The sequence below is a fragment of the Roseovarius arcticus genome, from assembly GCF_006125015.1.
Taxonomy (GTDB): Bacteria; Pseudomonadota; Alphaproteobacteria; order Rhodobacterales; family Rhodobacteraceae; genus Roseovarius; species Roseovarius arcticus.
This window is the reverse complement of sequence record NZ_SZZN01000001.1, coordinates 712,790-738,333: the sequence shown is the minus strand read 5'-3', so window position 1 is coordinate 738,333 and position 25,544 is coordinate 712,790. Positions and strand designations below refer to the sequence as shown.

Annotated in this window: 22 protein-coding genes; 10 read left to right on the top strand and 12 right to left on the bottom strand. The window is 57.1% G+C overall.

Going from position 1 to position 25,544, the window contains the following annotated elements:
* The first annotated feature begins 16 nt into the window (after positions 1-16).
* Both MK6180000_RS03520 and MK6180000_RS03510 read left to right on the top strand, forming a co-directional pair.
* The gene (locus tag MK6180000_RS03520; protein ID WP_138933479.1) at positions 17-1,474 is read left to right on the top strand and encodes a dihydrolipoyl dehydrogenase family protein; all 1,458 of its coding nucleotides are present in this window, start codon (positions 17-19) and stop codon (positions 1,472-1,474) included.
* Between the two features lie 511 nt (positions 1,475-1,985).
* Complete coding sequence (locus MK6180000_RS03510; RefSeq protein ID WP_138933478.1) at positions 1,986-2,561, top strand: hypothetical protein; 576 nt, start codon at positions 1,986-1,988, stop codon at positions 2,559-2,561.
* Between the two features lie 313 nt (positions 2,562-2,874).
* Here MK6180000_RS03510 and MK6180000_RS03505 read toward each other — a convergent pair whose 3' ends face one another.
* The 4 genes from MK6180000_RS03505 to MK6180000_RS20225 all read right to left on the bottom strand — a co-directional run bounded on the left by MK6180000_RS03505 (position 2,875) and on the right by MK6180000_RS20225 (position 8,201).
* The gene (locus tag MK6180000_RS03505) at positions 2,875-3,096 is read right to left on the bottom strand and encodes a DUF805 domain-containing protein (RefSeq protein WP_138933477.1); all 222 of its coding nucleotides are present in this window, start codon (positions 3,094-3,096) and stop codon (positions 2,875-2,877) included.
* 435 nt (positions 3,097-3,531) lie between these two features.
* Positions 3,532-5,865 (bottom strand): heavy metal translocating P-type ATPase, encoded by a 2,334-nt coding sequence (locus MK6180000_RS03500; protein ID WP_138933476.1) that lies wholly within the window; start codon positions 5,863-5,865, stop codon positions 3,532-3,534.
* Positions 5,866-5,873: 8 nt separating this feature from the next.
* Positions 5,874-7,715, bottom strand: a complete 1,842-nt coding sequence (gene ftsH, locus MK6180000_RS03495) for an ATP-dependent zinc metalloprotease FtsH (protein ID WP_138933475.1) — start codon at positions 7,713-7,715, stop codon at positions 5,874-5,876.
* Between the two features lie 261 nt (positions 7,716-7,976).
* Positions 7,977-8,201, bottom strand: coding sequence for a hypothetical protein (locus MK6180000_RS20225; RefSeq protein ID WP_171054476.1), 225 nt, complete (start codon positions 8,199-8,201; stop codon positions 7,977-7,979).
* A 66-nt stretch (positions 8,202-8,267) separates the two neighbouring features.
* On the opposite strand from MK6180000_RS20225, the gene MK6180000_RS03485 reads away from it, so the two are divergent.
* Positions 8,268-8,552 carry a hypothetical protein gene (locus MK6180000_RS03485; RefSeq protein WP_138933474.1) on the top strand — a complete coding sequence of 95 codons (285 nt, stop codon included), beginning with the start codon at positions 8,268-8,270 and terminating at the stop codon, positions 8,550-8,552.
* A gap of 270 nt (positions 8,553-8,822) precedes the next feature.
* Here the strand turns inward: MK6180000_RS03485 and MK6180000_RS03480 are convergent, their stop codons facing one another.
* Positions 8,823-9,131, bottom strand: coding sequence for a hypothetical protein (locus tag MK6180000_RS03480; RefSeq protein ID WP_138933473.1), 309 nt, complete (start codon positions 9,129-9,131; stop codon positions 8,823-8,825).
* 35 nt (positions 9,132-9,166) lie between these two features.
* Positions 9,167-9,532: a phasin family protein gene (locus tag MK6180000_RS03475; protein WP_171054526.1), complete on the bottom strand. Its 366-nt coding sequence runs from the start codon at positions 9,530-9,532 to the stop codon at positions 9,167-9,169.
* Positions 9,533-9,768: 236 nt separating this feature from the next.
* On the opposite strand from MK6180000_RS03475, the gene MK6180000_RS03470 reads away from it, so the two are divergent.
* The 4 genes from MK6180000_RS03470 to MK6180000_RS03455 all read left to right on the top strand — a co-directional run bounded on the left by MK6180000_RS03470 (position 9,769) and on the right by MK6180000_RS03455 (position 15,410).
* Positions 9,769-10,611, top strand: a complete 843-nt coding sequence (locus tag MK6180000_RS03470; RefSeq protein ID WP_138933471.1) for a universal stress protein — start codon at positions 9,769-9,771, stop codon at positions 10,609-10,611.
* 465 nt (positions 10,612-11,076) lie between these two features.
* Positions 11,077-12,648 (top strand): bifunctional aminoglycoside phosphotransferase/ATP-binding protein, encoded by a 1,572-nt coding sequence (locus MK6180000_RS03465; protein ID WP_138933470.1) that lies wholly within the window; start codon positions 11,077-11,079, stop codon positions 12,646-12,648.
* Between the two features lie 7 nt (positions 12,649-12,655).
* Positions 12,656-13,822: a site-2 protease family protein gene (locus tag MK6180000_RS03460; protein ID WP_138933469.1), complete on the top strand. Its 1,167-nt coding sequence runs from the start codon at positions 12,656-12,658 to the stop codon at positions 13,820-13,822.
* Position 13,823: 1 nt separating this feature from the next.
* On the top strand, positions 13,824-15,410 hold the full coding sequence (locus MK6180000_RS03455) for a PAS domain-containing hybrid sensor histidine kinase/response regulator (RefSeq protein ID WP_171054525.1): 1,587 nt from the start codon (positions 13,824-13,826) through the stop codon (positions 15,408-15,410).
* A gap of 10 nt (positions 15,411-15,420) precedes the next feature.
* Here MK6180000_RS03455 and MK6180000_RS03450 read toward each other — a convergent pair whose 3' ends face one another.
* A complete protein-coding gene (locus MK6180000_RS03450; protein ID WP_138933467.1) occupies positions 15,421-16,176 on the bottom strand; it encodes a response regulator in 756 nt (251 codons plus the stop codon).
* On the opposite strand from MK6180000_RS03450, the gene MK6180000_RS03445 reads away from it, so the two are divergent.
* Positions 16,166-16,978: a helix-turn-helix domain-containing protein gene (locus MK6180000_RS03445; protein ID WP_138933466.1), complete on the top strand. Its 813-nt coding sequence runs from the start codon at positions 16,166-16,168 to the stop codon at positions 16,976-16,978. The two genes, MK6180000_RS03450 and MK6180000_RS03445, sit on opposite strands and share 11 nt — an antisense overlap.
* A gap of 500 nt (positions 16,979-17,478) precedes the next feature.
* On the opposite strand, the gene MK6180000_RS03435 is transcribed toward MK6180000_RS03445, so the two are convergent.
* The 4 genes from MK6180000_RS03435 to dsbD form a co-directional block, all read right to left on the bottom strand.
* On the bottom strand, positions 17,479-18,045 hold the full coding sequence (locus MK6180000_RS03435) for a L,D-transpeptidase (protein ID WP_138933465.1): 567 nt from the start codon (positions 18,043-18,045) through the stop codon (positions 17,479-17,481).
* An 80-nt stretch (positions 18,046-18,125) separates the two neighbouring features.
* Positions 18,126-18,758, bottom strand: coding sequence for a DsbA family protein (locus MK6180000_RS03430; RefSeq protein ID WP_138933464.1), 633 nt, complete (start codon positions 18,756-18,758; stop codon positions 18,126-18,128).
* 463 nt (positions 18,759-19,221) lie between these two features.
* On the bottom strand, positions 19,222-20,046 hold the full coding sequence (locus tag MK6180000_RS03425; protein ID WP_138933463.1) for a TlpA disulfide reductase family protein: 825 nt from the start codon (positions 20,044-20,046) through the stop codon (positions 19,222-19,224).
* Positions 20,043-21,878 carry a protein-disulfide reductase DsbD gene (dsbD, locus tag MK6180000_RS03420; protein WP_138933462.1) on the bottom strand — a complete coding sequence of 612 codons (1,836 nt, stop codon included), beginning with the start codon at positions 21,876-21,878 and terminating at the stop codon, positions 20,043-20,045. Before dsbD ends, MK6180000_RS03425 begins: the two co-directional genes overlap by 4 nt.
* A gap of 81 nt (positions 21,879-21,959) precedes the next feature.
* Here dsbD and MK6180000_RS03415 point away from each other — a divergent pair, with 81 nt between their 5' ends.
* Entirely contained in the window at positions 21,960-22,625 is a 666-nt protein-coding gene (locus MK6180000_RS03415; protein WP_138933461.1) for a response regulator, read from the top strand.
* Positions 22,622-23,974, top strand: coding sequence for an ATP-binding protein (locus MK6180000_RS03410; RefSeq protein WP_138933460.1), 1,353 nt, complete (start codon positions 22,622-22,624; stop codon positions 23,972-23,974). Before MK6180000_RS03415 ends, MK6180000_RS03410 begins: the two co-directional genes overlap by 4 nt.
* A gap of 400 nt (positions 23,975-24,374) precedes the next feature.
* On the opposite strand, the gene MK6180000_RS03405 is transcribed toward MK6180000_RS03410, so the two are convergent.
* Positions 24,375-25,496, bottom strand: coding sequence for an alpha/beta hydrolase (locus MK6180000_RS03405; protein WP_138933459.1), 1,122 nt, complete (start codon positions 25,494-25,496; stop codon positions 24,375-24,377).
* Positions 25,497-25,544: the final 48 nt, after the last annotated feature.

The following is a 25,544-nucleotide window of genomic DNA, read 5'->3' as shown; positions in this document are numbered from 1 at the left end:
AAAGGAGTGCTTTGGTATGACACAGGTAGGAACTTCTCAAAGCAAAGACACCGTTGATATCCTCGTCATTGGGGGCGGACCGGGCGGCACGCCAGCAGCGATGGCGTTGGCGCAGGCTGGCCGTCGCGTGTTGCTGGTCGAGGCCGGCGTAGGGCTTGGGGGCACCTGCCTATTCTCCGGCTGCATTCCCTCCAAAATTTTCCGCGAGACCGCTTACCGCCGCTCTCAAATCGCGCGCGGGGGCGACTTCGGGCTTGAAGTGCCGCTGGGCTGGACCGGCGCGGTGGATTGGACTGCGGTGCAGACGCGGCGTCACAAGATCCTTAGCGGCCGTTCCGCAGGAGCGCTGACGAATGCGGGAAAACTCCGAGGGCTTGAGGTAGCTTTTGGCCATGCGCAGATCACCGGTGCCCGCTCTGCGATCATCCAATGTTCCGGCCAACCGCAGCGCGCCGTTACCTTCGAACGCGCGATTATCGCCACCGGCTCCGTGCCCAATCGCTTGCCGATCCTTGGCGGGGACCTGCCAAGCGTGCTCGATTCAGAAGGGCTGATCGACATCGAAGCAGTGCCATCAACATTGGTACTGATCGGCGGCGGTCCAATTGGCGTCGAAATGGCACAAATCTTTGCCATGCTCGGGTCCGACGTCACCCTGCTCGAAGCCGGACACCGCATTCTCGGCCAGGTCGATGCCCCGCTTGCGGCATTACTGACCGAGCACCTGAAGGCGACCGGCGTTACAGTCCAGACCGACGTCCAGATTGAACAGATCAAAGTGGACGATAGCGAACACCACGTAAGCTTCAGCCACAAGGGTGAGACACGAAGCATCGCAGCGCAGGTTGTTGCAATAGTTGCTGGTCGGCATCCGAATGTTGACGGGCTCGGACTCGAAACGACGGCAGTCAAACACGGGCTCCACGGGATTAAAGTGAATGAGCAGCTCGAGACCGACGAGCCAGGTCTATTCGCGATTGGTGATGTAGCAGGCAACCCGATGTTTGCCCATTGGGCCACTGCTCAGGCACTCGCGGTGGCGCGCTACATTATTGGGCTACCCACCACCTTCCCAAAGCCCGAATACAACAGCGCCGTGATCTTCTCGTCTCCTGAAATTGGCATGGTCGGGCTTACCGAGGAAGTGGCAAACGCAGCCGGTTTGGAGGTCGCCGTGGCCGAGTATGACTACAAGATCGACGCACGCGCACAGATCTCAGGCGAAAATCTAGGGCGATTGCGGATCATCTATCGTCGCTCCGATCACCGCATCGTCGGGGTTCACGCCCTGATCGAAGGCGCGGCGGATCTGGTGGGCGAAGCGGCGCTGGCGGTGCGCAACGGGCTGACGCTTGAGCAGTTGGCGTCGAGCATTCATCCTCACCCGACACTGACCGAAGCGTTCGGCATTATCGCCCGCGGAGCGATCGCCAGTTCACTCCGTGGAATGCCCCCATCGGGTGGTCCAGCGTGAATGCTATGCATCGCCTTGTTGCACAGATAAATTGCAACTCGGAACACGCCCTCCCCGAGACGGAATCCAGGCGGTGCGTTCAAAACCCGGGCGGCCAAGTCCGGTCATCCGGCTGAGACCCGGACACCAACCTTGGCTTCTGTTTTCTGATTTTCCTAGTTGCGCGCCTTCAACTTAGCCCCGCTGGCGGCTTTCCAGCATCTCTTGAGCGTTTCGCTCCGGCTGCGCCGGTTGTAGCTGGTAGCTTTCTGCCAGCCACCCGCCCGCGGGCCGTGATGTCGGTGATACTCCCGTCTCGTGCTCTCAGATATTGGGCCGCATTGGGCCTCAGGATCGCGTCTCTAGGAGGTGGGATGGTGACCTAGATCGTCGATCCGAACCAAGCGGCAAGCAAATCGGATGTTGGTTCTCCGTCGTACGCTCCATCTGCAAGGCACCGATCAATTGACGTGCGTCAATTGAAGGCGACCGGTCACAGGCTAAAACCTCAGAAGTTGAACTGAGGTGGCCAATGACCAACGACGCAAAAGAAGAACACACAACCTATATCAACGTTCCCGAAGCTGTCGGGATTTTTGATACGTTCGAGGCCCAGCAGGCCGCATTTTATGATTTGCGCTCTGTGGGGTTTCACCACTCGGACATAAGCCTTTTGGGAACTCAGGAAGCGTTGGAAGAGAGGCTGGGTAAAGCATATTGGCGCGCGTCCGAACTTGAGGACGATCCTAAAGCGCCCAGAGCGAACTTTGTGTCCGAGGAGGCAATCGGGGAACTCGAAGGCGCAATCGCGGGCGGGTTCTTCTTTGTGGGCTCCGCAATTGCTATGTTGGCCATGCTGACGCCTGCAAGCACTGTGGCCGCATCAATTGCCGCTGTTGCCATCGGCGGCAGCCCTGCCGCCGTCATTGGCACAATTCTCGCCAGACGGGCCGGAAAGCACCACAAGGACTACTATGAGAATCAAATCCGGCACGGCGGTATCTTGATGTGGGTCCGGGTGCGGGATCAGGAAAAGGAAGACCTCGCCGTCAAAATACTGAAAGGTCATTCGGGCCGCGATGTTCATGTTCATGGCTGGAGTGAGTAACAGCCTTCCAGTTTTTCAGGAGGTTGGCCCAAGAAGGGCACGAGATCATCGGCGGCAGTGCCGGGGTCTGCTGGGAGCTGTCACAAGGCGATTGGTATCAGGCGATATCGGCGTGCCACTTAAGAATGGGCGGTGCGTTGACTAGGCGAGCCTCTCCTTGTTCAGCGTATCGAAGATGCCAAAGCTCGCGATGATCCTTTGTGATGAGCATCTGCTTCTTCCCAAAACTGGGAAATTAAAGAAGATGTCTCATGAGTGACGGCATCTCCAGAGCTAGTGGTCATCGCAAGTGTCCGCCGCTTGAGGTCTTGGATCATCCGCGTTGGCGCGTGGCGGGCCAATCCGAAAACGCCAGATAGTAAAGAAAGACAAAGTTCAGCACCGGAACGAGGATCAGCAAGCTAAGCCAGCCTGAGTATCCGGCCTTGACCGAGATTTTCCAGAACGGGATCAGGATCAGAGCCGCGCCTATAAACAACCCCAAAGGCCCCACCCCATAACCCCAGACATATCCGAATTCGTAGTCTCGCATCATCGTTTTACCTTCCTGATTTCAAGAGCCCGGACCCGCGCCCAGCGCTCGCTCCTGACGATAGAGCCAGCGCTCCGCTAGCTCGGTCACCACAATGTCCAAAACCACAATGCTCAGCCCCGCGACCAGCAAATGTGGTGGCAAGGGCACAAGCGAAAACCACTCTGACACCCAACCAAGATAGGGTAACAATACCGCAATGCCGCCTCGATCCCATCTTTCAGCGGATCAAAAAACAGAAGAAACCCCTCATAGACCATCGCGGTTTCGTCTTCGCGGTCATAATCGGATCTGCCGTCAACGTTGTGCGTGGCGCCCCCCCCCAACACGCGAAAGCCTTTGCCGACAGACTAAGGTCCCCGGTCGGTGTCGCCCAGTAGGTTAGTACGTTGTCCTGTTCTGGCTGGTGTCTGGAGTGTCATGCGGGCGCTTTCATTTTCATTGCCCTGCAACTGCATGTTGATAGATGTCTTCTTCCTGCGCATTGTGGATGCGCACCAGCGACTCCAGCGATTGAATAACATGCTGCGCGTCGCGGATCAGATAGGGATCAGGATCGTCCGTGACTTGGGTGCTGGCAATCTGGTCTAGCAATCGTGCCAGATGGTGAATTTCCCGATGTGCGCGGCTCATCGCCGCAAGACCGTGATCATCGGGCAGGAAGCTGCGCACACGGGGGTACAGTCGCACCTCGTCATCTAGTTCATGAGGCGTGATCTCATTCTGAACGATCTTCCGGGCGTCCTGAAACAGCATGGCAGCGTCCTGCGGTCCTGCGGAGTCCAGCGCGTCCGCAATGCCAAGCAACCGGTCGAGAGCTGCGTCGAGGATCGCGTGATCGTCCAGCAGCGTCTGAAAGGTGGCCGACGACATTCCCCTCGACTTCCTGCTGCGGCCAGGGACCAACGTGCGCAGCGCGTTCAGAATAACGGCGACGTCGATCGCCTCCTGTGTCAGGGCGCCCTGAACCGGCGACAGCCAGCCAATCGCGGCGAACCCCATGGCAATGCCCGACAAGCCCAGCCCGACCACAATACTTTGCAGAGCGATGGCCCGCGTACGTCGCGCGATCTGCACGGCGTCTGCAACACGGTCGATGCGGTCGACCAGAATGACCACATCAGCAGCCTCGGACGAGGCACTTGCGCCGCGCGCGCCCATGGCGATGCCAACGTCAGCCGCCGCCAGCGCAGGCGCGTCATTGATGCCATCGCCAATCATGACCGTGGGGTGCAGCGCCTGTTCGGTTGCGACCGCTTCGACCTTTTCGCCTGCACTCCGGTCCGCCAGAACAGCATCCAGATCAAGCGCCGCGGCAATGTTTTCGGCGGCGTCCGCCCGGTCGCCCGTTAACATCATGATCCGCGACAGCCCCAGACTGCGCAAAGCCTGCACCGTGCGCGGCGCAGCGCGCCTAATCTCGTCACCCAGTAGGAGCGCGCCGATAATTCTGCCGTCCACGGCCACGAAAACGCTTAACGCAGAACGCCACGATGCCCGCCTGAGAACCCGCAATTCCCAAGGCTGCGGTTTGTGCGTGCCGCGCACATATTGATATGATCCGACGCTGACCACCTGCCCCGACAGGGTGCCGCGCAGGCCCGAACCTTGGGTTTCCTGCACGTCCATCGGCATCGCCAGCGTCAGCTCTTTGGTGCGCGCCGCCGCCACAATCGCATCAGCAACAACGTGATGCGACGCCTGATCCAGTGAGGCCGCAAGGCGCAAAACAGTATCTGCGTCTTCGCCCGGGACGGTTTCGACGGACACTAGCCGCGCACCGCCTACGGTCAACGTGCCCGTCTTGTCAAAGATCACTGTGCGCACACGGGCCAAGGCTTCTAACGGGCCACCGCCCTTGATCAAAATTCCCAATCGTGCGGCGCGACTGACCCCGCCGATAAACGCAACCGGAGCCGCAAGGATCAACGGGCAAGGCGTGGCGGCGACCAGAACCGCAAGGCCGCGCACCGGATCGCCCGACAACACCCAGGCCGCACCCGCGACCACCACCGTCACCGGCAACAGGACCAGCGCAAATCGGTCCGCCATGCGAATGAACGGTGCCTTGGCCGTCTGCGCCGCAGTGACCATCCGGATAACTCCCGCATAAGCACTGTCGCCCGCCGCTGCCGTGGCGCGCAGCGTAAAAGCCTCGCCTACATTGACGGTTCCGCTGAGCACCACGGCACCAATAGCACGGGTGACCGGGATCGGCTCACCCGTTAGGGCAGATTCGTCGATCATCGCCGAGGCACTCGCAACGGCGCCATCCACGGGGATCACTTCGCCTGCGTTTACAAGGATCATGTTGCCAATGGACACGGCGTCAATCGATATATCCTCTACCTTGCCGTCATGGATCTGGTGCGCACTGCGAGGGGCGCGATCCACCAGCGCGCGAAGGTCACGCTCGGCGCGAGTTACGGCGAATTCCTCCAGCACGTTGCCACCCGCATACATCACCGCAACGACGACACCGGCCAGCATCTCACCCAACGCCAGCGCACCGGACATCGACAAAAGTGCAACCGCATCGACACCCATGCGGCCCTGCATCAGGGCACGGATGATTGAGACGGCAAGGCCCAGCACGACAGGTGCCGTCCCTGCCGCCCATGCCCAATATGCCAGATCGGACTGACCCGCCGCCCAAGCGACAAGGCCCAGCACCAGACCTGTCAGCGCAATTCCCAGAAGAAGGCGCGTCAGTGTACGTTCCGACCAAAAGGCCGCATGTCTGTTTCGAGCAGTGTCGCCAGGTTCCGGCATGGCATGGGTCAACCGGTGACCTTGGCGGCGGACAGTCGGGCAGCACCCCCATTCGACCGCTTCAAAGGTGGAAAATCATCCGGTGTAATCGTTTCTTGAGCCAAGAGCAGCGCCGCCCCGGCATCCAGATCGGCGCGACACTCAGTCAGGATCGTCTTGGCGCGCGCGTAAGCATCATCAATCAGCGCTCGCACCGCCAAATCAATCTCGCGCGCGGTGGCTTCGGAATAGTCTTTTTTGCCCGTATCATACTGCTGGTTGCCCAGCCATTGCATGGCCTTTTGTTCCAGAACCGCCTGCCCGATAGCGTCGCTCATCCCGAAACGGGTGACACATTCGCGGGCGATGTCGGTTACCTTGGCCAGATCATCCGACGCACCGGTCGATTTCACGCCAAACACGATATCTTCGGAGGCACGCCCGGCCAATAGCACGACCATACGGTCCTTAAGATCATCGAACGTGATCAGAAATCTATCCTCAGTGGGGCGCTGCAAGGTATAGCCGAGCGCCCCGATAGAGCGTGGAACAATCGACACCTTATGTACGGGATCCGCGCTTGGCAGAGACGCCGCAGCAAGGGCGTGGCCTAGCTCATGATAGGCGACACGCTCGCGCTCGACTGGGTTTAGCAATCGTGTCTTGCGCTCGGAGCCTGCAACGATCCGTTCCACAGCGGCGGTCATGTCCGCCTCGGTCACGGCCTTGCCTCCGCGTCTTGTAGCGACAATAGCGGCCTCGTTCACCAGATTGGCCAGATCAGCGCCGGTAAAACCGGTGGTGAGCCCCGCGATATCGTCAAGATTGACTTCCGGGTCGAGCGCGACCTTGCGGGTATGCACCTTGAGGATGTCGGCCCTCCCCTTGCGTTCGGGGCGGTCCACGACAACCTGCCGGTCAAACCGCCCTGCCCTGAGCAACGCCGCATCCAGAATCTCGGGCCGGTTGGTCGCGGCTAGCAGTACGATGCCGACGCTTGGGTCGAATCCATCCAGTTCAGACAAAAGCTGGTTCAACGTCTGCTCCTTTTCGTCGCCGCCACCGAATCCGGACATTGCCGTGCGCGCACGGCCAAGTGCGTCCAACTCGTCGATGAAAATGATGCAGGGCGCGGCCTTGCGGGCCTGTTCAAACAGATCGCGAACCCGCGCGGCCCCGACGCCCACGAACATTTCCACGAATTCAGATCCCGAGATCGAAAAAAACGGCACTTCGGCCTCACCTGCCACTGCGCGTGCCAGTAGTGTCTTGCCCGTGCCGGGGGGGCCAACCAGCAAGATACCCTTGGGCATACGCGCTCCAAGTCGGCCGTAAGTATCCCTGTCCTTGAGGAACGCCACGATCTCTTGCAGCTCAGCCTTGGCCTCGTCCACGCCAGCCACGTCCGCAAAGGTCACGCCAGTGTCACGCTCCAGATACACCTTTGCCTTGGACTTGCCGATGTTGATGAGCCCACCCATACCATGTTGATTGCCCATTTTGCGGATGACCAGCGCCCAGATGCCAACAAAGAAAACAGCAGGCAGAATCCACGACAAAAGCGTGGTCAGCCAGGTCTGGTCGCTGCCGCCGGCGAATTTAACACCCGCCGCCTCAAGCTCGGCGGCAAAGCCAGGCTCGACCCTTTGCGTGACGAAGTGATCTTTGCCGTCGACGGGACTTGTAAACGTGCCTTCGATCCGTGTTTGTGTCACTGTGACTTCAGCAATCTTGTCGTCGTGCAGATAGGTCAGGAACTCACTGTATTCCAGAGTGACGATGGTCCGCCCCGCCATCCAGAGTTGGATCGCCAGAATGCTTAGAAACACAAAGACTGCGTATCCGATGTTAAATTTGTGCTTTTGTTCCACGGGTACTCACTTTGCGCTTTTCCGCCATTAAACACACAATGCGTCTAGGGCGGGCCTGACTCATTGATCTTGATCAAGCTGAGCGCGGACGGCCACGGCCAACGATGCTATTGTTGCAGCAAGGCCTCTATCGGAAATGCGTCAGGATCTGCCGCCTAGTCGCCACCCACGGCCAACCGGATGCCAATTTCGCGGGTGCGTTCCGTGACCGACACCAGCATGATGTTAATAATGCCGATCCCGCCAATCAACAGGCTGATCCTATCCGCTCCGGACAGAAAAGCCCGGTAGCATCGACGAGATCTGCGCCATGTCGAAAACGTTAAAGTCATCTTCTTCATTCGGCCCGATCCTGCGGTGTTCGCGCATCGGGCGCGCGGTATTGGGGGCCGCCGCGACGACACCGGGGATTACAGTTTTAATCGCGGCCGCGTCTTTCAATGTTAGGCTGGCAGCCGACGCCGCCCAATGCGAACACCTCGACATCGCCGGATCCCTAAACCTTGGTCACGCCCGCCAACCGGATCAGGCGAAGTGACGCAGGATCATTCATTGTTGCGCCTGCAGGTCGGTGATCGCATTGGCCCCTTCGTCCGCGTCGTGGGCCACTATTTGGGTCACCGCTCCATCGCTAGGTCCAATCACGATCTGGACCTTGCGCGGTGTATCGTTCTCAAGCAGCCAGAAGGAGCGCTGGCCGGGGGGCTGGCCCACATCCACGTCCTGATCCAGCACAATACCATTGATGGAAGAAACGATGCAGGCTTTGGCGAGATTGGCCTGACTGACCAAAAGATCAGCCGCAGCGACGCGGACATCGGCCGCAGCGATACTTAACGCCGGGGCGGCCCTGTAAAAAGCAGCACGGGCGGTATCGAGTGCTTCGCGCGTGGTGATGCCCCGACGATAAAGATCGTGCGCGCGGTCAAACTTTGTTCGGGTCTCGTCCAGTGTCGTCCGGGCCTGCGCCTAACGCCGACACTGCGATTGCTGGGCGATGGTGCCGATGTCTGTCTTGGTGGTCTTCATCGGCACGTGCCGTTAATCAGACAGAATTGTAGCGGATATATCAAACCTGTCTTTGACGAGGTTCAAGTCGCAACAGCCTCACTGTACAGGGACAACAGGCCAGCGCGACAAGAGCGACCGCATCGCCAGCGCAGCGGCGCGGGCCTCAATGTCGTACTCATTGATCGTTGCCTTGAGGAACGCCACCTGAACAGTCTCCAGTTCAGAGATATCATCACAGGCCAGAATCGCCTGCTGATAGCTTTCGTCCCCTACCATCCGCTCGGCAAGTAAGCACATCGCATCCGTTGCGATGTCGACCCAGCTGTCCGCGACATGCTGGCAGGCATCTCCGTTTGTCCCTACGCCAGATTCGGTCGGATCTAAGCTAACTGGTTTTACCTTCATGCCATATCCTCTCTCATTGTCCGTGAGTTTTTGACCTAAAGCGACACATAGTCATGACCCTGCTTTGTCGAAGGCATTGCGCCCTCTGGCTCTTGGGTCATTGCTGTGGACATGATCTTCATCATACGTGCCGCCTCAGCGTTATAATCCTCAAGCGCATTGCTGAAGAACTTAGCTTGCACTTTTTGGACGTCTTCCAGACGCTTGCAGCTCAGCATCTCTTCCTGGATTTCCACATCTGCCTCCATGCGGGACGACATGAATTGCATCGCCTCGGCCCCCATATCGAACCACACTTTCATTGCCGTCTCACGCATCGGATTAAGGGCCGCCATGCTTTCCAGCCCGGCTGTGAGGGGGGCAACGGTTTCAGGATCTGGTTTCTTGGAAACTTTGGTCATTGCTTTTCCTTTCATTCATTTCTGGATGATGCGTGCAGGAAATCATGCACGTCTTGCAGATCGCAACTGCGGTTCGGCAAATGTCGCTGCGCTCCGCAACTTACTCCTAGACCTTTCCAGTCCACGCTAATTGACAATCATCAACCGGCTATGTTCAGCGCGGGCCATAGTAGAGGTACAGCAGGTCGATACTGGGTCGCGCCTGCGGGCCTTGCGCCAAAAGAAAGGAAGCCATCATGGCGATTAAGACAATTGTGGTCGGACTGATGACAGCGGAAGATGCGGAGTGGCTTGTCCCTGCGGCCTGCGCCGTTGCGAATACATACGGATCTCATCTTATCGGCGTGCATCCGGTCGAGGCTAATTTGCCATATGTTTCAGTAGACGGCATGGTGTCTGATCTGTCAGGCCCAATGTTCTACGACTGGCAGATCGAGGAGACCGCCGCCATCAAAGCCACGTTTGATCGGCTGACGCGGGTAGAAGACTTCGTTGCCGAATGGCGCACACAGGACGTACGGACGACGGATGCGGCCAGTTTTCTAACCGGCATCGCGCGCAACGCTGATCTGGTGATGATCGGTCAACCGGACACTGGCGAGAACCGGCGCAACGAAACTGCTCTTTATGAGAACGTCATCCGCCAGTCAGGGCGGCCAGTCTTAATGGTTCCACGAGGTCACGTTATCGAATCAATCGGTCAGCACTTTTTGTTCGGGTGGAGCGATACGGACGAAGCTGCCCGTGCTGTGCACGATGCAATGACCCTTGCAAAACCAGACGCGCAAGTGGACATCCTTTATGTTGGGCACGACAGCCAGGATAGCGCTGCAGGCCCATCGGCGCGGCGCGATTTGGCTGCGGCAATCGACCGCCACAGGATCAAGACAGAACTCATAACCAGTTCGGCAGATGCAGAAGGGATCGCCGCGACGCTTTTGCGCCATGCCTTTGAGCGGGGTTGCGACACAGTCGTCACCGGAGCCTTCGGTCATTCCCGGACCTATGATTTTGTCATTGGCGCTGTGACCCACGAGTTGATGGAGAAGGCAACGCTGCCAGTTCTACTCGCTAAGTAAAAGCGTGGCGAAACGGTGCGGTTATCCCTCGCCTGCTTGCTGATGTGCTGCGAAACTCATCACATCAATGGCGGCGCCAGTGCCCACGATCAAGTCGCCGGATCGGTTCCGCAGCAAGCCTTGCCACAGTCACCAAACGATTTGAAAAATAGCGCGGCATCGCGCTGGATTTCTGCCATTTCAGCGCGAATTTCGTCTTCTTACTCTGACGAGTTCGGATGGTCTTTGGATTTAGATTCAAGTGCTGTCGCCGCCATGTCTGGTCTTCTTTTTGCTGTATCCCGATGCTCCGGCACTCCGATCACTGGGGCCTGACAACAGCACCATTCCGCGAGACAAAAAGCCAAACTATATTGATAATCATCAACCGCACGCCGGAAGAAAGCTCCAGAGTGTTTGTGACGACGCCTTCCATGCGATTTACAGATAGGCGTGCAAAACACACAAAGACAAAAGGTGTTTCAAATGCGCAAACCTTCACAAGACGAAGTAATCGCATTTCTCTCGGACAGCAGAAACCTGCCGGGGCACGAAGCCGTCGAGACCGTTCGCACTCACGGCGCATTGGTTTTTCTCTGCGGCAGCTATGCCTACAAGATCAAGCGCGATGTACGGTACAACTACCTCGATTTCTCTACCCTGCAAAAACGTCACGAGATGCTGCTGCGAGAGTTAGAGCTGAACGCGCCCACGGCCCCTTCGATTTACCGCGATGTCATTGCCTTGACCCGTGACGCCGATGGCCAGTTGCATTTGGGCGGTGAAGGCGAAGTGGTGGAATGGGTGTTGCGGATGCAGCGCTTCGATACCGACGACGAATTAGACAAGGTGGCCGCGCGCGGTGCGCTTGACGACCAAGTAGCCGAAAGACTGGGCGAAGTCGTTGCCCAGTATCATGCGCAAAACAAGGTCTGCGCTGATGTTTCCGGAGCCGATCTGATCGGCGCAATTCTTGATGAGCTAAACAGTTCTTTTGCCACCATGACAGATCATCTTGATGGCGCGCAAAATGATCGGTTTCACACCATCAGCGACGGCGCATATCGCCGCGCGGTGGCCAGCTTGAACGCCCGCGCTGACGCGGGTCATGTCCGGCGCTGCCATGGCGATCTGCATCTGCGCAACATCGTGCTCATCGACGGTGTGCCGACGCCCTTTGATGCGCTGGAATTCGACGAAACCCTCGGCACCAGCGATGTGCTTTACGATCTGGCATTTCTGCTGATGGACCTCAGGCACGCGGAGTTGCCGCGGGCAGCGAATATCACGCTAAACAGCTATCTGTTTTATGCGCCGGGCGGTGACCACCAAGGGGGCAACTATGCGGGTCTGTCGCTGCTGCCATTGTTCCAAAGTATCCGTGCTGCAATTCGTGCGATGGTCGTCGTCCAAACGACGCGCGTAAATCCGGACGATCCGGCGCTTTTGCCGGGGGCGCGTAAGTACATGTCTGAAGCACTTGACTATCTCGCCCCTGCGCCGGCGCAATTGATCGCTGTTGGCGGGGCTTCGGGCACTGGTAAGACCGTCCTCGCGAAATCCTTATGTCCACAGATTGGGGCCGCCCCCGGTGCCGTGCATCTCCGCAGTGATCTTGAGCGCAAGGCGCTTTTCGGTGTGCCGCCCCTGACCCGGTTGCCCCCGCGGGCCTACGGCAGCGAAATCAGCAGGCGCGTATATGACGTCATGCGCATCAAGGCATACGCGGCATTGATGGCCGGGCATAGTGTGGTGATGGACGCCACATGGCTATCTGAAGATGAGCGAAAAACTTTGAGTGAACTTGCCGGACAGACAGGCGCAGGTTTCTCGGGTCTTTGGCTTTCGGCGGACACTCCCGTTCTTCAGGCACGAGTCGGCGCGCGCAACCACGACGCTTCAGATGCCGATGCAACGGTCGTTCACCGTCAGGCCCAGTGTTTGAATCCCCCTTCAAATTGGCGGTTTATAGACGCATCCGGCGACCCGACCAACACTTTCGCAGAAGCGATTGGCGCGCTGTCTGGATCTGCAAAACCCCGAACAGGAACTGGATGAGGCTCAGATGTTTTCTCGCTCCCACCGAATATTCGAGATCTTCGGCTTTGAAATCAAACTGGATCCAAGCTGGCTGATACTGGCCGTTCTGATCATTTGGAGCCTGTCTGGCAGCTACTTTCCGGCGCAGGTCGCAGGGCTGGGCAATCTGGATTATATCGCGTTGGCAGTCGCCGCCATGCTCGGGCTATTCGCCTGCCTGATCCTGCACGAGCTGGCACATTCGCTGGTGGCGCGCCGGTTTGATCTACATGTTGGAGGGATAACCCTCTTTTTGTTCGGCGGGGTTGCCGAACTGGACGAAGAACCGGCTACCGCACAATCAGAATTCTGGATTGCTGTGGCGGGGCCGACTATGAGCTTTGCCTTGGCAGGCCTTGCGTGGTTAATTTTGCGGCTAGTCGATGCGGCCAGCCTGTCACCCGCTCTAAGCGCGCTTCTTGGCTATCTTGCCATGATAAATCTGCTGTTGGCCCTATTCAACCTTGTTCCGGCCTTTCCGCTTGATGGCGGGCGTGTGTTTCGTGCAGCGCTTTGGTATTGGTTTGGCGATGTTGTTCGCGCAACACAGGTGGCATCCAAGGTGGCCAGTTTTTTTGCCATCGGCATGATTGCGATGGGGTTGCTGTCTTTGTTCAACGGCATAGCCACCGGGGGTTTATGGTTGGTCCTGATTGGGCTTTACCTGCAAATGGCGGCCCGCACCACGCTTCGGCAAATGCAGCTGCGCATTGCCCTCCAGGGCAAAACCGTGAGCGACATGATGACCTCAAACCCGCAAACCGTCGACGTTGACACAACAATTGAGGCGCTTGTTGCGGAATTGATGTTACCCAAAACATTTACCTTCGTGCCCGTGGTCGATGGCGATCAGCTATTGGGATATCTGGATTCCGCGATGCTACGATCCATCGCGCGCGACAATTGGGGCAATGTGCAGGTCGGAGATATTTATGAACCCGCAACTCCCGAAAATACGGTGCATCCCGATCTGGCTACAACCGATCTGTTGCAGCGCATGACAGACACCGGTCGGCGCAAATACCTTGTTGCTCGTGACCAACGCCTCATCGGGGTCATCAGCCTGACCGACCTGATGTCATATCTAAGTGTGTTGCAGGACTTTGGATTACAGAACGGGCTGCCTCAGGGTCATGCGAATGGCGGCCGATAGCATGACCTTATCCATTGACGAACAGGTCAGCTTGCCAAATTATCCGAGCAAGATTTCTGACAAATTGCACCGCGATGCGGCCCTGCTGAATGCCTTGATGGCCTCGTCAATGATCGACGCCATTATTGTATCTGATGCAAACGGCATCATTCTGCGGATCAATGCGGCCGCGTCCCATATTTTCGGACACGAAGACGGTGCGTTGGTCGGGGAAAGCATCAACAGACTAATGCCGCCGGCCGTGCGCTCCGAACATGACAACATCGTCGAGCGTTACCTTGAAACCGGCAAGCCGCACATCAAGGCCCACGGCCGCGAAATTGAGGGGATGCGCGATGACGGCAGCGTATTTCCCCTGCACGTCACACTGGGTCATATCGACCTTGACGGCGAGATGCTCTTTATCGCGATGATGCATGACATCACCGAACGCAAGCAGGCCGAGAATGCGCTGAACCAAGCAAGCCGGATGGAGGCGATTGGGCAGCTGACGGGTGGATTTGCGCACGACTTCAACAATCTACTGACCATTGCCATCGGGAATTTGGAATTGCTGCGGCCCAAATTGACGGACGAAGGCCAGTTGGGCATGCTGCAAGACGCTCTGGAATCTGTTGAGCTTGGCGCGGAACTGACCGGGCATTTGCTCGCCTTTGCGCGGCGCAGTATTCTTGAGCCTGTGACGATTGACATCAACGCGGAAATTGAACGCGCAATCAGGCTGCTGCGCCACACGCTCAATCCGGGCATTCAGATCAAATCGCAACTGGCACACGATCCTGTTCATGTTCTCGCTGATCCAGCCCGATTGCAAACGGCGATGCTGAACCTTGCTTTGAATGCGCAGGATGCGATGCCGCGGGGCGGCGTGCTAACCTTTGAGACAGCCCTGACATCGACCTCAACCAACCGGTTGTTGCGGTCCATGCGGGCGGACCCCGGCAAGTACGTGCAGATATCGGTGCATGATACCGGCGCTGGGATGGATACGGAAACGGCCAGACAGGTGTTCGATCCATTCTTTACTACCAAGGCGGTGGGCCATGGTACCGGCCTTGGCCTTGCGATGGTGCACGGGTTTATTCATCAGTCGGGCGGCCAGACGGATGTCGAGACAGCCCTTGGCAGTGGGACGACCATTCACCTGTATCTGCCTTTATCCACTGCCGCCCCCAGCCGGGCCGACACTTCGCATGCGCCCGAACGCTCGTCGGGTCAGACTATTCTGGTGGTCGAGGATGACGACAGGCTACGCAATCTGACTATAACTCGTGTGCAGGAGCTTGGGCATCTAGTGATCGAAGCCTCCGATGCCAAGACAGCTATAAATATCATCGAAAGTGGCGTGCGGATCGACGTGCTTTTCACCGATATTGCCATGCCCGGAGAGATGGACGGGCGCGCGCTTGCCCGGCATGTACAAGCGACCCGACCAGACATCGGGGTACTGCTGACGACCGGCTTTTCCGAAAGTCTGCTGTCCGATGATCCGACTGACAAAAACCAATTCCCGATCCTGAAGAAGCCCTATCATCAAAACCAGCTGGCACAGATGCTTGGTAAACTGTTAAATTCGAACACCGCGTGACGATTCATCTTTATTGCGAAACAACGGTTGCGCTGAACATGTACCCGATCCCACGCACTGTTTTGATCAAGACAGGCTTGGCGGGGTCACGTTCAATTTTGCGGCGCAGACGCGCTACCTGATTGTCGATGGCCCGATCTAGCGGCGTCCACTCTGTTCCGTTCAAAAGATCCATGATCCGCTCGCGTGACAGGATCCTTTTGGGGTTCTCGAAAAAGACTTGCAGTAGTCTGAATTCGCCATTGGTCAGGTCTGCCAAAGACCCATCTCTACAGATCAACTCAAAGCTCTCTGGATACGCGGTTAGTTCGTCAAAAGACAGCACAACAGCTCCGGCTTCGCCGGACCTCTCGACCGGGGCGGTGGCGGTTCCTCCGGGATCAGCATCAAGAGGTTGCGACGGTGATCGCCGCAAGACTGCCCGCACCCTTGCAATTACCTCGCGTGGGTGAAACGGCTTGGTGATATAGTCATCTGCACCAGCCTCGAGTCCGGCCACACGGTCGATCACATCATCCTTGGCGGTGACCATGATGATTGGCACGCTAGATATCCGGCGAATGGCGCGTGCGATCGCAAAGCCGTTTTCATGCCCAAGGTTCAGATCAAGCGAGATCAGGCTGATGGCGTTTTCATCCATTGTTTGCAACGCTTCAGCCTCACAATCGGCCTCGAAGACCACAAAACCTTCGCTTTCAAGGGTGCGGCGGAGCAGCGTGCACATTTTTGGGTCGTCGTCAACGACAAGGATTTGATTGACGGTCATCACATCTCCTGAATCGTTAAGCCCCCCCAACCGGCAATTTCACGCTGATTTCGGTGGAGAATACAGAGGATTACAAAATGTTACACAGCAAATGAATGGCCCGTTACAAATCGGCGGCACCTTGGGCTTTCACTTGAACCGGGGGACAATCATGCTGCATTCAAATATCACGGCTCAAAAATCGCGCCTGTGCGCAACCCGTCCAGGGCGTCATGGTCCGGCTCAACGCAAGCTGCGCGCCGGCCAACATCTTTTCCATCAAGGGGATGATGCCGATTTTGTCTTTGACGTCGCGCGCGGGGTCATGCGTCTGGTGCACATAGGAGAAACTGGCAGTCGTCAGATCATCGGATTTGCCTATCCCGGTGACATGATTGGGTTCAGTGAAGATGGTGTCCAACATATCAACTGTGAAGCGATCACTGACGGGAATGTCGTCGCCTATCGGCATGACGCGCTCGGCGTCATCGGGATGAACCCCGAACTGCACAACCGGCTTGTCGCCGCAGCATTGCATCATATCACAACCTTGCAAAAGCACTTCATGATGCTGGGTCGCAAAAGTGCGGTGGACAAAGTTGCGGCTTTTTTGATTGAACTTGCCGCGCGCGAGGCAAACGATATGGACGGTAATAGCGAAGTACATGTCCCAATGCCGCGCTGCGACATCGCTGACTATCTGGGCCTGACAACTGAAACGGTCAGCCGCAGTTTCACGCAATTGCGCAAAGCGGGGGTCATCGCCCTTCGTGATGCACATCACGTCATGTTGTTGCGCCCTGATCTGTTGATTGCGGCTTGAGATACTCCCCATGACTTGGACAGGATCTGGCGTGACCTAGGTCCGATTGATCTGTTTGTGGCGGCGCGCGATGTTGAAGTTTTCACGACCAATACATGGTTTCAGGCGTCGGATGGCTTTTGGCTTTGGATGACCTTGAGCTGTGCGCCGTGCAACGTATTCCTTTTGACCCGCCCCGCAAAGATCCCTCATCCAGATGGAAAGTTTGCGAGGATAACAGCAACACTATGTTTGCGGTGACGAAGTCACGTAATAGCGAACACAGACAGCAAAACCTTTGGTATTTGCTCGAAGTGCTCCCCCCACTGGATTGCAGAGTAGAGAGAATGCACTTTGAGCGGACCACCAATTTGTTTCGCCCATGCTGTATGTAGGCCATTGATCTTGCGAGACAGGCGCCTCGTCGGAAAAGGCGCGTCCTAAGTGTTCTGCTGGGGTTGACCCGCCGTTGCCGCAGTAGATGAGTCGGCCATTGGCGGGTCTGGGCTGCGAGAACGGGCCTAGATGATCCTTACTTGAGTGCCGACTGGCGAGATCAGGAACAGCTGCGCAATCATCTCATTATACAGTCCAATACAGCCGTCCGAAGAAGCACGACCGATTTTTCGGGTGTCATGGGTGCCGTGAATGATGTAGGCGGGCCAGCTCAGATACATGGCGTGGGTGCCCAGCGGGTTCTCGGGTCCGGGAGGCATATAGCGATACTCCGGAAAGCGCTCCATCATAGAGGCCGTCGGGGTCCAATCTGGGCCGACCTTCTTACGCACAATCTTTGTGTATCCTCGTTTGGTGAGTTCCTCAGAAATTGGGACGGACGTCGGATACACGCGATAGTCCTGTCCATCGCCACTCCAGTAGTGCAGCGCTCGGGACTCCGTATCAGCGACGATCGTGGCGACACCGAGGGTGTCGAAATGATCCTGCCAGTTCTGGGTTACGAAACTTGAAGTATTGCGCCTGTGTGTGGCTGGGACTGACTGGGCTTGCAAGATACCGGGTGCCGCGATTGTGCCGGCCATGGCAATACCAGACATCAGGGCGCGGCGTCGTGTTATCAGGGTTTTCATTGTGCTCTCCTCATTGCAGAAATCTTTGCCGTTTCCCCGGTTAAACCGATTGTGCCTTAATCGAACCTTAAGGCCCGAGATCAGGCCCGGCCGCGCTCTACGGCATCGCGCAGCGCACCCGCGTCCAACGATCCAGGATAGATCGTTGTGCCGATGATGAAGGCTGGCGTGCCCTGCAGACCTAGCTGCGCTGCTTGCCTGCTGTTGCGTGTCATCAGCCCGTCCCACTTGTCGCGGGCATTCCGGTAGCCGTTCTGCAACGCAGCTACATTTAGGCCTGCCTTAACCAGTGCGTCACGGATCAGCTCGTTTGACAGGCGCCCCTCCGTCTCCATAAGTGCTTCGTTGGCAATTTCGTATTGCCCCAGCGACGCCGCTCCGAGTGCAAGTTGGCTCGCGGTAATAGACGGCGCTCCGAAGATCGGCCAATCCTTCATGACCAGCCGGATGTTCCCGTCTGTTTCAACCAAATCAGTGAGGATGGGGTGGTTCGCCTTGCAATATGGGCATTGATAATCGAAAAACTCGACGATCGTAATGTTGCCTTCCTTGTTTCCCAAAACGGGATTCGCGGGATCGAAAAGCACCTCGTCGACAGTTAGTTCCTGCGCTTGGGCACCTGATCCACTTGGCCACAAAGAGATGCCGGCCGTTGCAAAGAGGCTTGTGACCGCTGTTCCGATCAGCGCGTTTCGGCGGTTAATACGTGTCATGCTTGTTCTCCGATCTTCGTGAAAGTTTCACCCTGATTTTGAGTGGTTTGTTCATCCAGTTCTGCGTGGGCGTCCAACGTGGCCATTCACGGCTTAAAGGGGATGTCGCCGGTTCTGGGAAATCCACGCTCTGATCCCCGACGGAAACGGCGTACCGCATCGCATAGTCATGACGTCACGAGATACGCAAAGCGCGCAAAGGGATCGACCACGACCATTCCGGGCTTTCCCTTGGTCCAGAATTTCACCTGCCGCCGCTTGTTCCGTTCGGAAAGAATCTGAACCGGAGAGATCTAAAATCGTCTCGCCCCGATCTTCGAGCGAACGGTACATCGTCGAAAATTCCAAAGCAGCTTGGGTCTTTTCCCGCGGCACAGTCGTCGGAGCAATTACGGTGGGTTTTGCGCAGGCGGCAAGGACTGGTAGAGGGAAAAGCGCCACAATCGGGTTCGAACTGAGCGTCTCAATCCTCATCACTCTCGCCTTCCAGTTCCTTGATCTGTGCCAATAACGCAGCACGAGAAATCTCTCCGGTATGGACGGCCTTTAACTGCCCATCTGCCGAAAAAAACAGCGTACTGGGCAAACCCAGCATTCCAAACTTGGCCAAAAGCGTTGAATCTGGGTCTTGAACCATCCCCTCAATAGGTAAACCGTTGTATCTCAAGTAAGATTGTACGGTTTCTTCATGCTCGCCTTGGTTGGCAAATATGAACGCGACGTTCTCCTGCGCCGCTGCAACTCGCACCATCATCGGCATTTCGCGTCGGCACGGCGGACACCAGGTTGCCCAAAGGTTCAACACCAGAGGCTTGCCGTCATCTCGGGCCAAACCAATCTCATTGCCTTCCAAATCGGCGAAGGAGACAGACGGTATCCGGCCCCTTGGTTCATACGGAAGCAAAAATCCGGCAGTCTGGAAAGTCATCCCTCCCAATAGCAGCGAAACAGCGATCGGCTTCACGACACTCGGCGTCAGCAGCATCCCTAAAAAGATCGTAACGCCAAGACCGAATGTACCTGCGCGTGTGTCGAAGCCGCCTTGCCACAGCGCAAAAACACTCAACGGTTCCTCTGCAAACACGTCGAAGTTGCTGATCACGAATCCCAGACGTGCCGCGACGATCCATGTCACGACGGTGATCATTGACCACCTTCGGATAGCCTTGGCAGTATCCGGACGACGCCAAGCAAAAAACTCTGAGACGAGTAGAAACGCGGCAATTGAGAGGATCGCGATAAAGCGATCATTCGAGAAGATGAGTGGACCAATTGCAATCGCGTTCATCGGAGTGCCTCGGCTGATGCCACGACGTCTTCTGCATTCGTATCACCGACAATGCGCGTGTTTGGCACTTCGACACTTTCGCGGGTCAAGAAGATCATTGTCGGCGGACCGACAGCACCCAACTGGTCAAGCATGGCTTGGCCTTCCGCTCCGAAATCTGAGACATCGGCGGCAATCACGCTCATTTCCGAAAGCGCAGTCTGAACGGTCGCATTGGTCCATACCTCCCGCTCGATGACCCGGCAGGTCACGCACCAATCCGCAGTAACGTAGACGAGCGTCGGCGTTTTCGGGCTGGCGGCCAAAACCGTCTGAAGCGATTGCATTGTTGTGGCCGCTACGAATTCTATCGGATGTTTTGCGGTTTCCGCCGAGGCTCGCAGCCGATCCAGCGGACGCAGGGGATCATTCCCTCCTATTGCCGCGCCGACGAGCATGATCGCGCCGGCAATCATCGAAAATACGCTTGCGGTCTTGACTGCGCGCCGCACTGGTCCAGCGTCTGCGTATAACAAATCCATCGCGCCGAAAAAGATGCCGCCGCCAATCAGCAGTAGCGACCACAGAGCCAATATGCCGGGTCCGGCGATCAGCCGACCGATCAACCAGATCGCCATACCAAGAAAGATGAAGCCAAAGAGTCTCTTAACACCGTTCATCCATGCCCCGGCTTTCGGAAGCACACGTGCGCCCAGCGTTCCAACAATCAAAAGCGGAATGCCCTGCCCCAGGCCGAGCGTGAACAGTGCTGCGGCACCTAGGGTCACATCACCCGTCCCTGCGATATACAGCAATGCTCCGGCGAGAGGCGCCGTAACACAGGGGCCCATAATCAGAGCAGAGCTGAAGCCAAGCGCCGCCGCCCCGCCATAAGTGCCGCCCGAAGACCCTCCGACAGAAGACAGTCGCTTGTTCCAGGCTGCAGGAAGCTGCATCTCGAAAAGACCGAACATCGACAAGGCCAACGTGGCAAAAGCAGCGGCCGCTAAATATATTGCGATCGGTGATTGCAACACCATTTGCAGGTTCTGGCCCGACCACGCGGCAGCTATTCCCAGCAGTCCAAAGGCGCCAGCCATAGCCAAAACGTAGATGCCAGATACCACAAATCCGCGACGCGCGGTCAGACGTTTGCCTTGACCCGAAAGTAGACCAGTCAGGATCGGGAACATCGGGAACATGCAAGGCGTGAACGCAAGCAGCAGTCCGAAGGCAAAAAAACCAGCGAGCACGAGAAACGTGCCGCCCCGTGCCTGAAGTCCCTCAATGACCCCTTCGTTCTGTGCGAGTGTCAGGCCAGGACTACCGCCCGTGGTTCGAGTGTTGTCGGTGGCAGCAGCAAAACCATCATTGGCCGGGCTTTGCGACGCTGCTTCCGGTGCGCTGTCCAGTGGCGATAGTGTCTGCGTGACAGGTGGATAGCAGATGCCGTCCTCTTGGCAGCCCTGAAAAGTGACTGTCACCGGACCGCTGGCCGAGGCCATTTCCGCCCGTGCGACGTCATAATACACCTCGACAGATCCGAACGTGGGATCATCCTTGCGCAGGCCGGGCTCTGTCGTCAACGATACGCTTTTGCCATCAATCGTCTCCGCCGATAGGTAGTCGCGATAGAGGTAATACCCTTGAGCGATCGTCCACTTTAGCGCGCGTGTGCCGTCATTGCGCTCCACAACATTAATTTGGAACGCTTCGGTTGCCGGAATGGGTGCTGGCCTTCCGTCCAATACCAATTGCGCCTCCGCCGGAAGTACCAACGATAGGGCAAGAAGAATTGCCAAGCATGCCATCCGAAATGGGAGCAGCGCGATCTGGAGCAAGATATTTTTCATGGTGCCCAAGTCTTCCAGTTGCCTTAAGCGAGGCTTAAGGTCTTCGGCTCATCGCGGCAGCAGAGAAAAGGAGCACTGCTAATGCGCGTTTTGATCGTAGAGGACGACGAGTCCCTAGCCGACGGTTTATCGGTTGGCTTGCGGCTCACTGGCCTCACGCCAGAGACGGTAACAACAATCGCAGATGCTCGCGAAGCAATGGCCCACGGCGGATTTTCGGCTGTGGTGCTAGATATTATGCTGCCCGACGGTACCGGGCTTGAATTTTTGACGCAGCTCCGGTCCCAAGGGGACGACACGCCAGTCCTGCTGCTCACGGCGCTGGATCAGGTACAAGACCGGGTTGCCGGTCTGGATGTCGGGGCGGATGATTATCTGGGCAAGCCGTTCGATCTTAGTGAAGTCTCTGCCCGCCTCAGAGCAATCGTTCGCCGTGCAGAGGGTCGCGCCGATTCCAGCATTGCTTGGAATGGTCTCAAAATCGATCCTGCCCGAATGAGCGGCCGGAGAGATGATCGCCACATCGAGTTTTCACCCAGAGAGTTCACGATACTGAGGGCACTTTTGGAGCGCCCTGGCGCAATACTCTCAAAATCTGTTCTCGAAGACCGCCTGTACGGATGGCAGGACGGCGTCGAAAGCAACGCGGTTGAAGTTCATATCCATAAACTACGCTCGAAACTTGGCACCGAATTCATCCAAACCGTACGCGGTGCCGGCTACCGTCTGGCAGGGGAAGCTACGTGAATTCCATACGTATCAGATTGTTCATAGTCCTCGTTGTAGCCACGGGTATTGTATGGCTGTCAGCTTTCGCCTGGGTTCAGCAGTCGACCCGCACCAAAGTGGAGCGGGTGCTTGATGCACGCTTGGCCGAAGCCGGTCAGATGGTGTCGTCATTGATCTCGGATCAGCGGATCGACGTCGCCCGAACCGCGTCGGCGTTCGCAGACGCAGCGACTGGTGATGCGCTTCGGTCATCAGGCTATTCACACAAGCTATCCTGTCAGATCTGGTCCCTTGATGGCGCATTGGTAGGAAGCTCGCAAAGCGCGCCTACCGAGCGTTTGACCAATCAAAACACGGGCTTTAGCAGCAGTGTCGTCGATGGCGAAAGGTGGCGTGTTTACTCAGTCGTCAACGAGGCACTCGGGATGCGCATCATGGTAGGTGACAGCTATACCGTCCGGGACCGACTGGTGACGGACGTGACCAAAGGGCTTGCCCTCCCTGCGCTGTTGATGTTTCCGATCATGGCCAGCCTAATACTTCTCAGCGTGCAACGCGGGCTTGCACCACTTGAACGGATGGCCGCTGCGCTATCGCAACGGCCCGCTGACGACCTCAGTCCTGTGGTCGTTGCACCCCTCCCGCGCGAAATCAAGCCGATGGGGGATGCTCTCAATGGCCTTTTTTCGCGAGTGGATGCCATGCGCGACCGTGAGAAAACCTTTACGTCCTTCGCTGCCCATGAACTAAAGACCCCGCTGGCCGGCATTAAGACCCAAGCCCAGGTCGCTGAGATGGCAACCGATCCCGAAATGCGCACGCAGGCCCTGCAGCGCATCCAGTTCGGCGTCGAACGCGCTGACAGAATGGTCAGACAGTTGCTGGCCCTCGCTTCGCTGGACAGGCACAGTGCCGGAACTGAGCGCGCTGCAGACGCCAGATCGGTGGTCGAGGCTGTTGCGTCCGATCTGAAGCGGCTAGCGGACGACAAGAACGTCTCAATCCAGATTGATTGGAGAAGCGACGTACGGACCCAAGTGAATTCGATCCTGCTGACGGCTGCTCTGCGGAATGTCTTGGAAAATGCCGTCATCGTTTCTCCTAATGGGGCTGAGGTAAAGATCATTTTCACCGCAGAGGAAAACCGCCTGCTGGTCGCTGTGCTTGATCGTGGATCAGGAATACCCGAAGATGATCGCGTTCGGATCACGGACCGCTTCTATCGTGGAAAAGATGCGAAGGAAGGCGGTAGCGGACTTGGACTGTCAATTGTTGCAACTGCAATGCAACGCCTTGGAGGCACCGTCAGTTTTCAAACTCGTCCCGGAGGTGGCGAGATCGTTACCTTGGCATTCGCGACAGCCTGAACAGACTGCTAGAAAAGAGATGATCGCGCGGCACAGCATCGTGCCCCGCTGGTGCGGCGAATTTTCTGATGTTGAATAATACCGCTTCCAGACGTTGGCTACACCGTCGACAGCTCGCCTTGGATAGTTGCACGCCCAGCCTTTCCAAAAACCAGTCGGCACCCTTAGATCTTCCCATACAGCTCCTTTGTTTCTTCTAGTCTGAGTTACGCTAGCAGAACGCGTAGAGGACACTGCGGCGTTGAATATCGTGTGCTTTAATGCAGTCAGACTTACCGAATACCTATGGCTCGCACTATCGCAAGACGCCTTACGAAGCGCTGAAAGACAAGCTGTACTCAACAAAAAGAATGTCTCGCAAGTAACCGCACGTTACAACACCGGACCATCGAAACTAGTATTATTGGCTCGCAGAAATTAGCGTGGCGCTTATTGGTTCGAGGATAAATGCACCCGCCTGAGCAAGCGATGAGAACCGTGCGTTTGTCATCCGGGGGATCACCTTGGCGAGCGCCGCGAACCTGTTGTGTCTAGATCCATCCAGAGCCTCAACACTGGAAACATCAACCACCTGTATCCCGTTGGCAGCTGCAAGCGCCTGAACCCGGGGATCATTGGCATCCGTCAGTCCAACCCGGTTACGTGAACCCGCGAGACGCTTGGAGAGCCTCAATGCGCGATCATCCGGGGAGACGAGCAAAGTCATTGGCGGCTGTAGTGCGCCGATGGTCTGCACCTGTCGGTGAAAGACGTCGATATCGATATCCGGCGCGGCCAACACTACATCACCCAGTCTTTCGATTACCCTGTCCTGACCGGCAATCCGGAGTTGCCGCAATGACTCCACGACAAGCCAGCCGCCCATACTGTGCCCAAACAAAGTAATGTTTCCAACGCCGGGATCTGCCGCAACAAAGGTTAGCAGGCTGACCAAATCGTCACGCGAATAGATGACGGCATCCCTGTCGGCGACATAGCCGGTCACGGATGCGGCGGATGGCCACGCGAAAAGGATAGGCTGTTCCGTGAGGTCCGCATCGGCGGCGATTTGCGCCAGCCTGAACAGAGATTCCGCAAAGTTATAGTTGTAGCCGTGAACAAAGATCAGGATGTCGCGCTTGTCGGTGGAGCGCGCATTCGCACTTGATCGGGGCGAGCTGGTGTCCAACAAAAGAGCCGGTAACACCCTGCGATTGGTCACCGCAAAGCTCGTCTGCAGATCCGGCTTGGCCTTGGGCCATTCGATTTGCGCAACCTCGTGCGCAGGAGGGACGGAGATCGTGAAAGCCTCATAATTGAGGGTAGCCGAGCGAGCGTCGGAATACGCTCCAGTCACGCCATTACGCGCGCGGTTCGTGGCAACTGTGATGGTCACCTTCTGGGCTGCCGATCTATCCGGTGAAACCACCGACAAAGCCTCCGGTCCAGGGCGCGGCGCACAGCCAACTAAGGCAACGAGAAGCAGACTTAAAAGCGACGTGACCGCTGTTTTGGGGTAGCTGCGCTCAAGGCGGCGCATCATCGGCTGTCTTTCTTGCATTGCCGTTTCTCCGGCCAATCTGTCACGAGC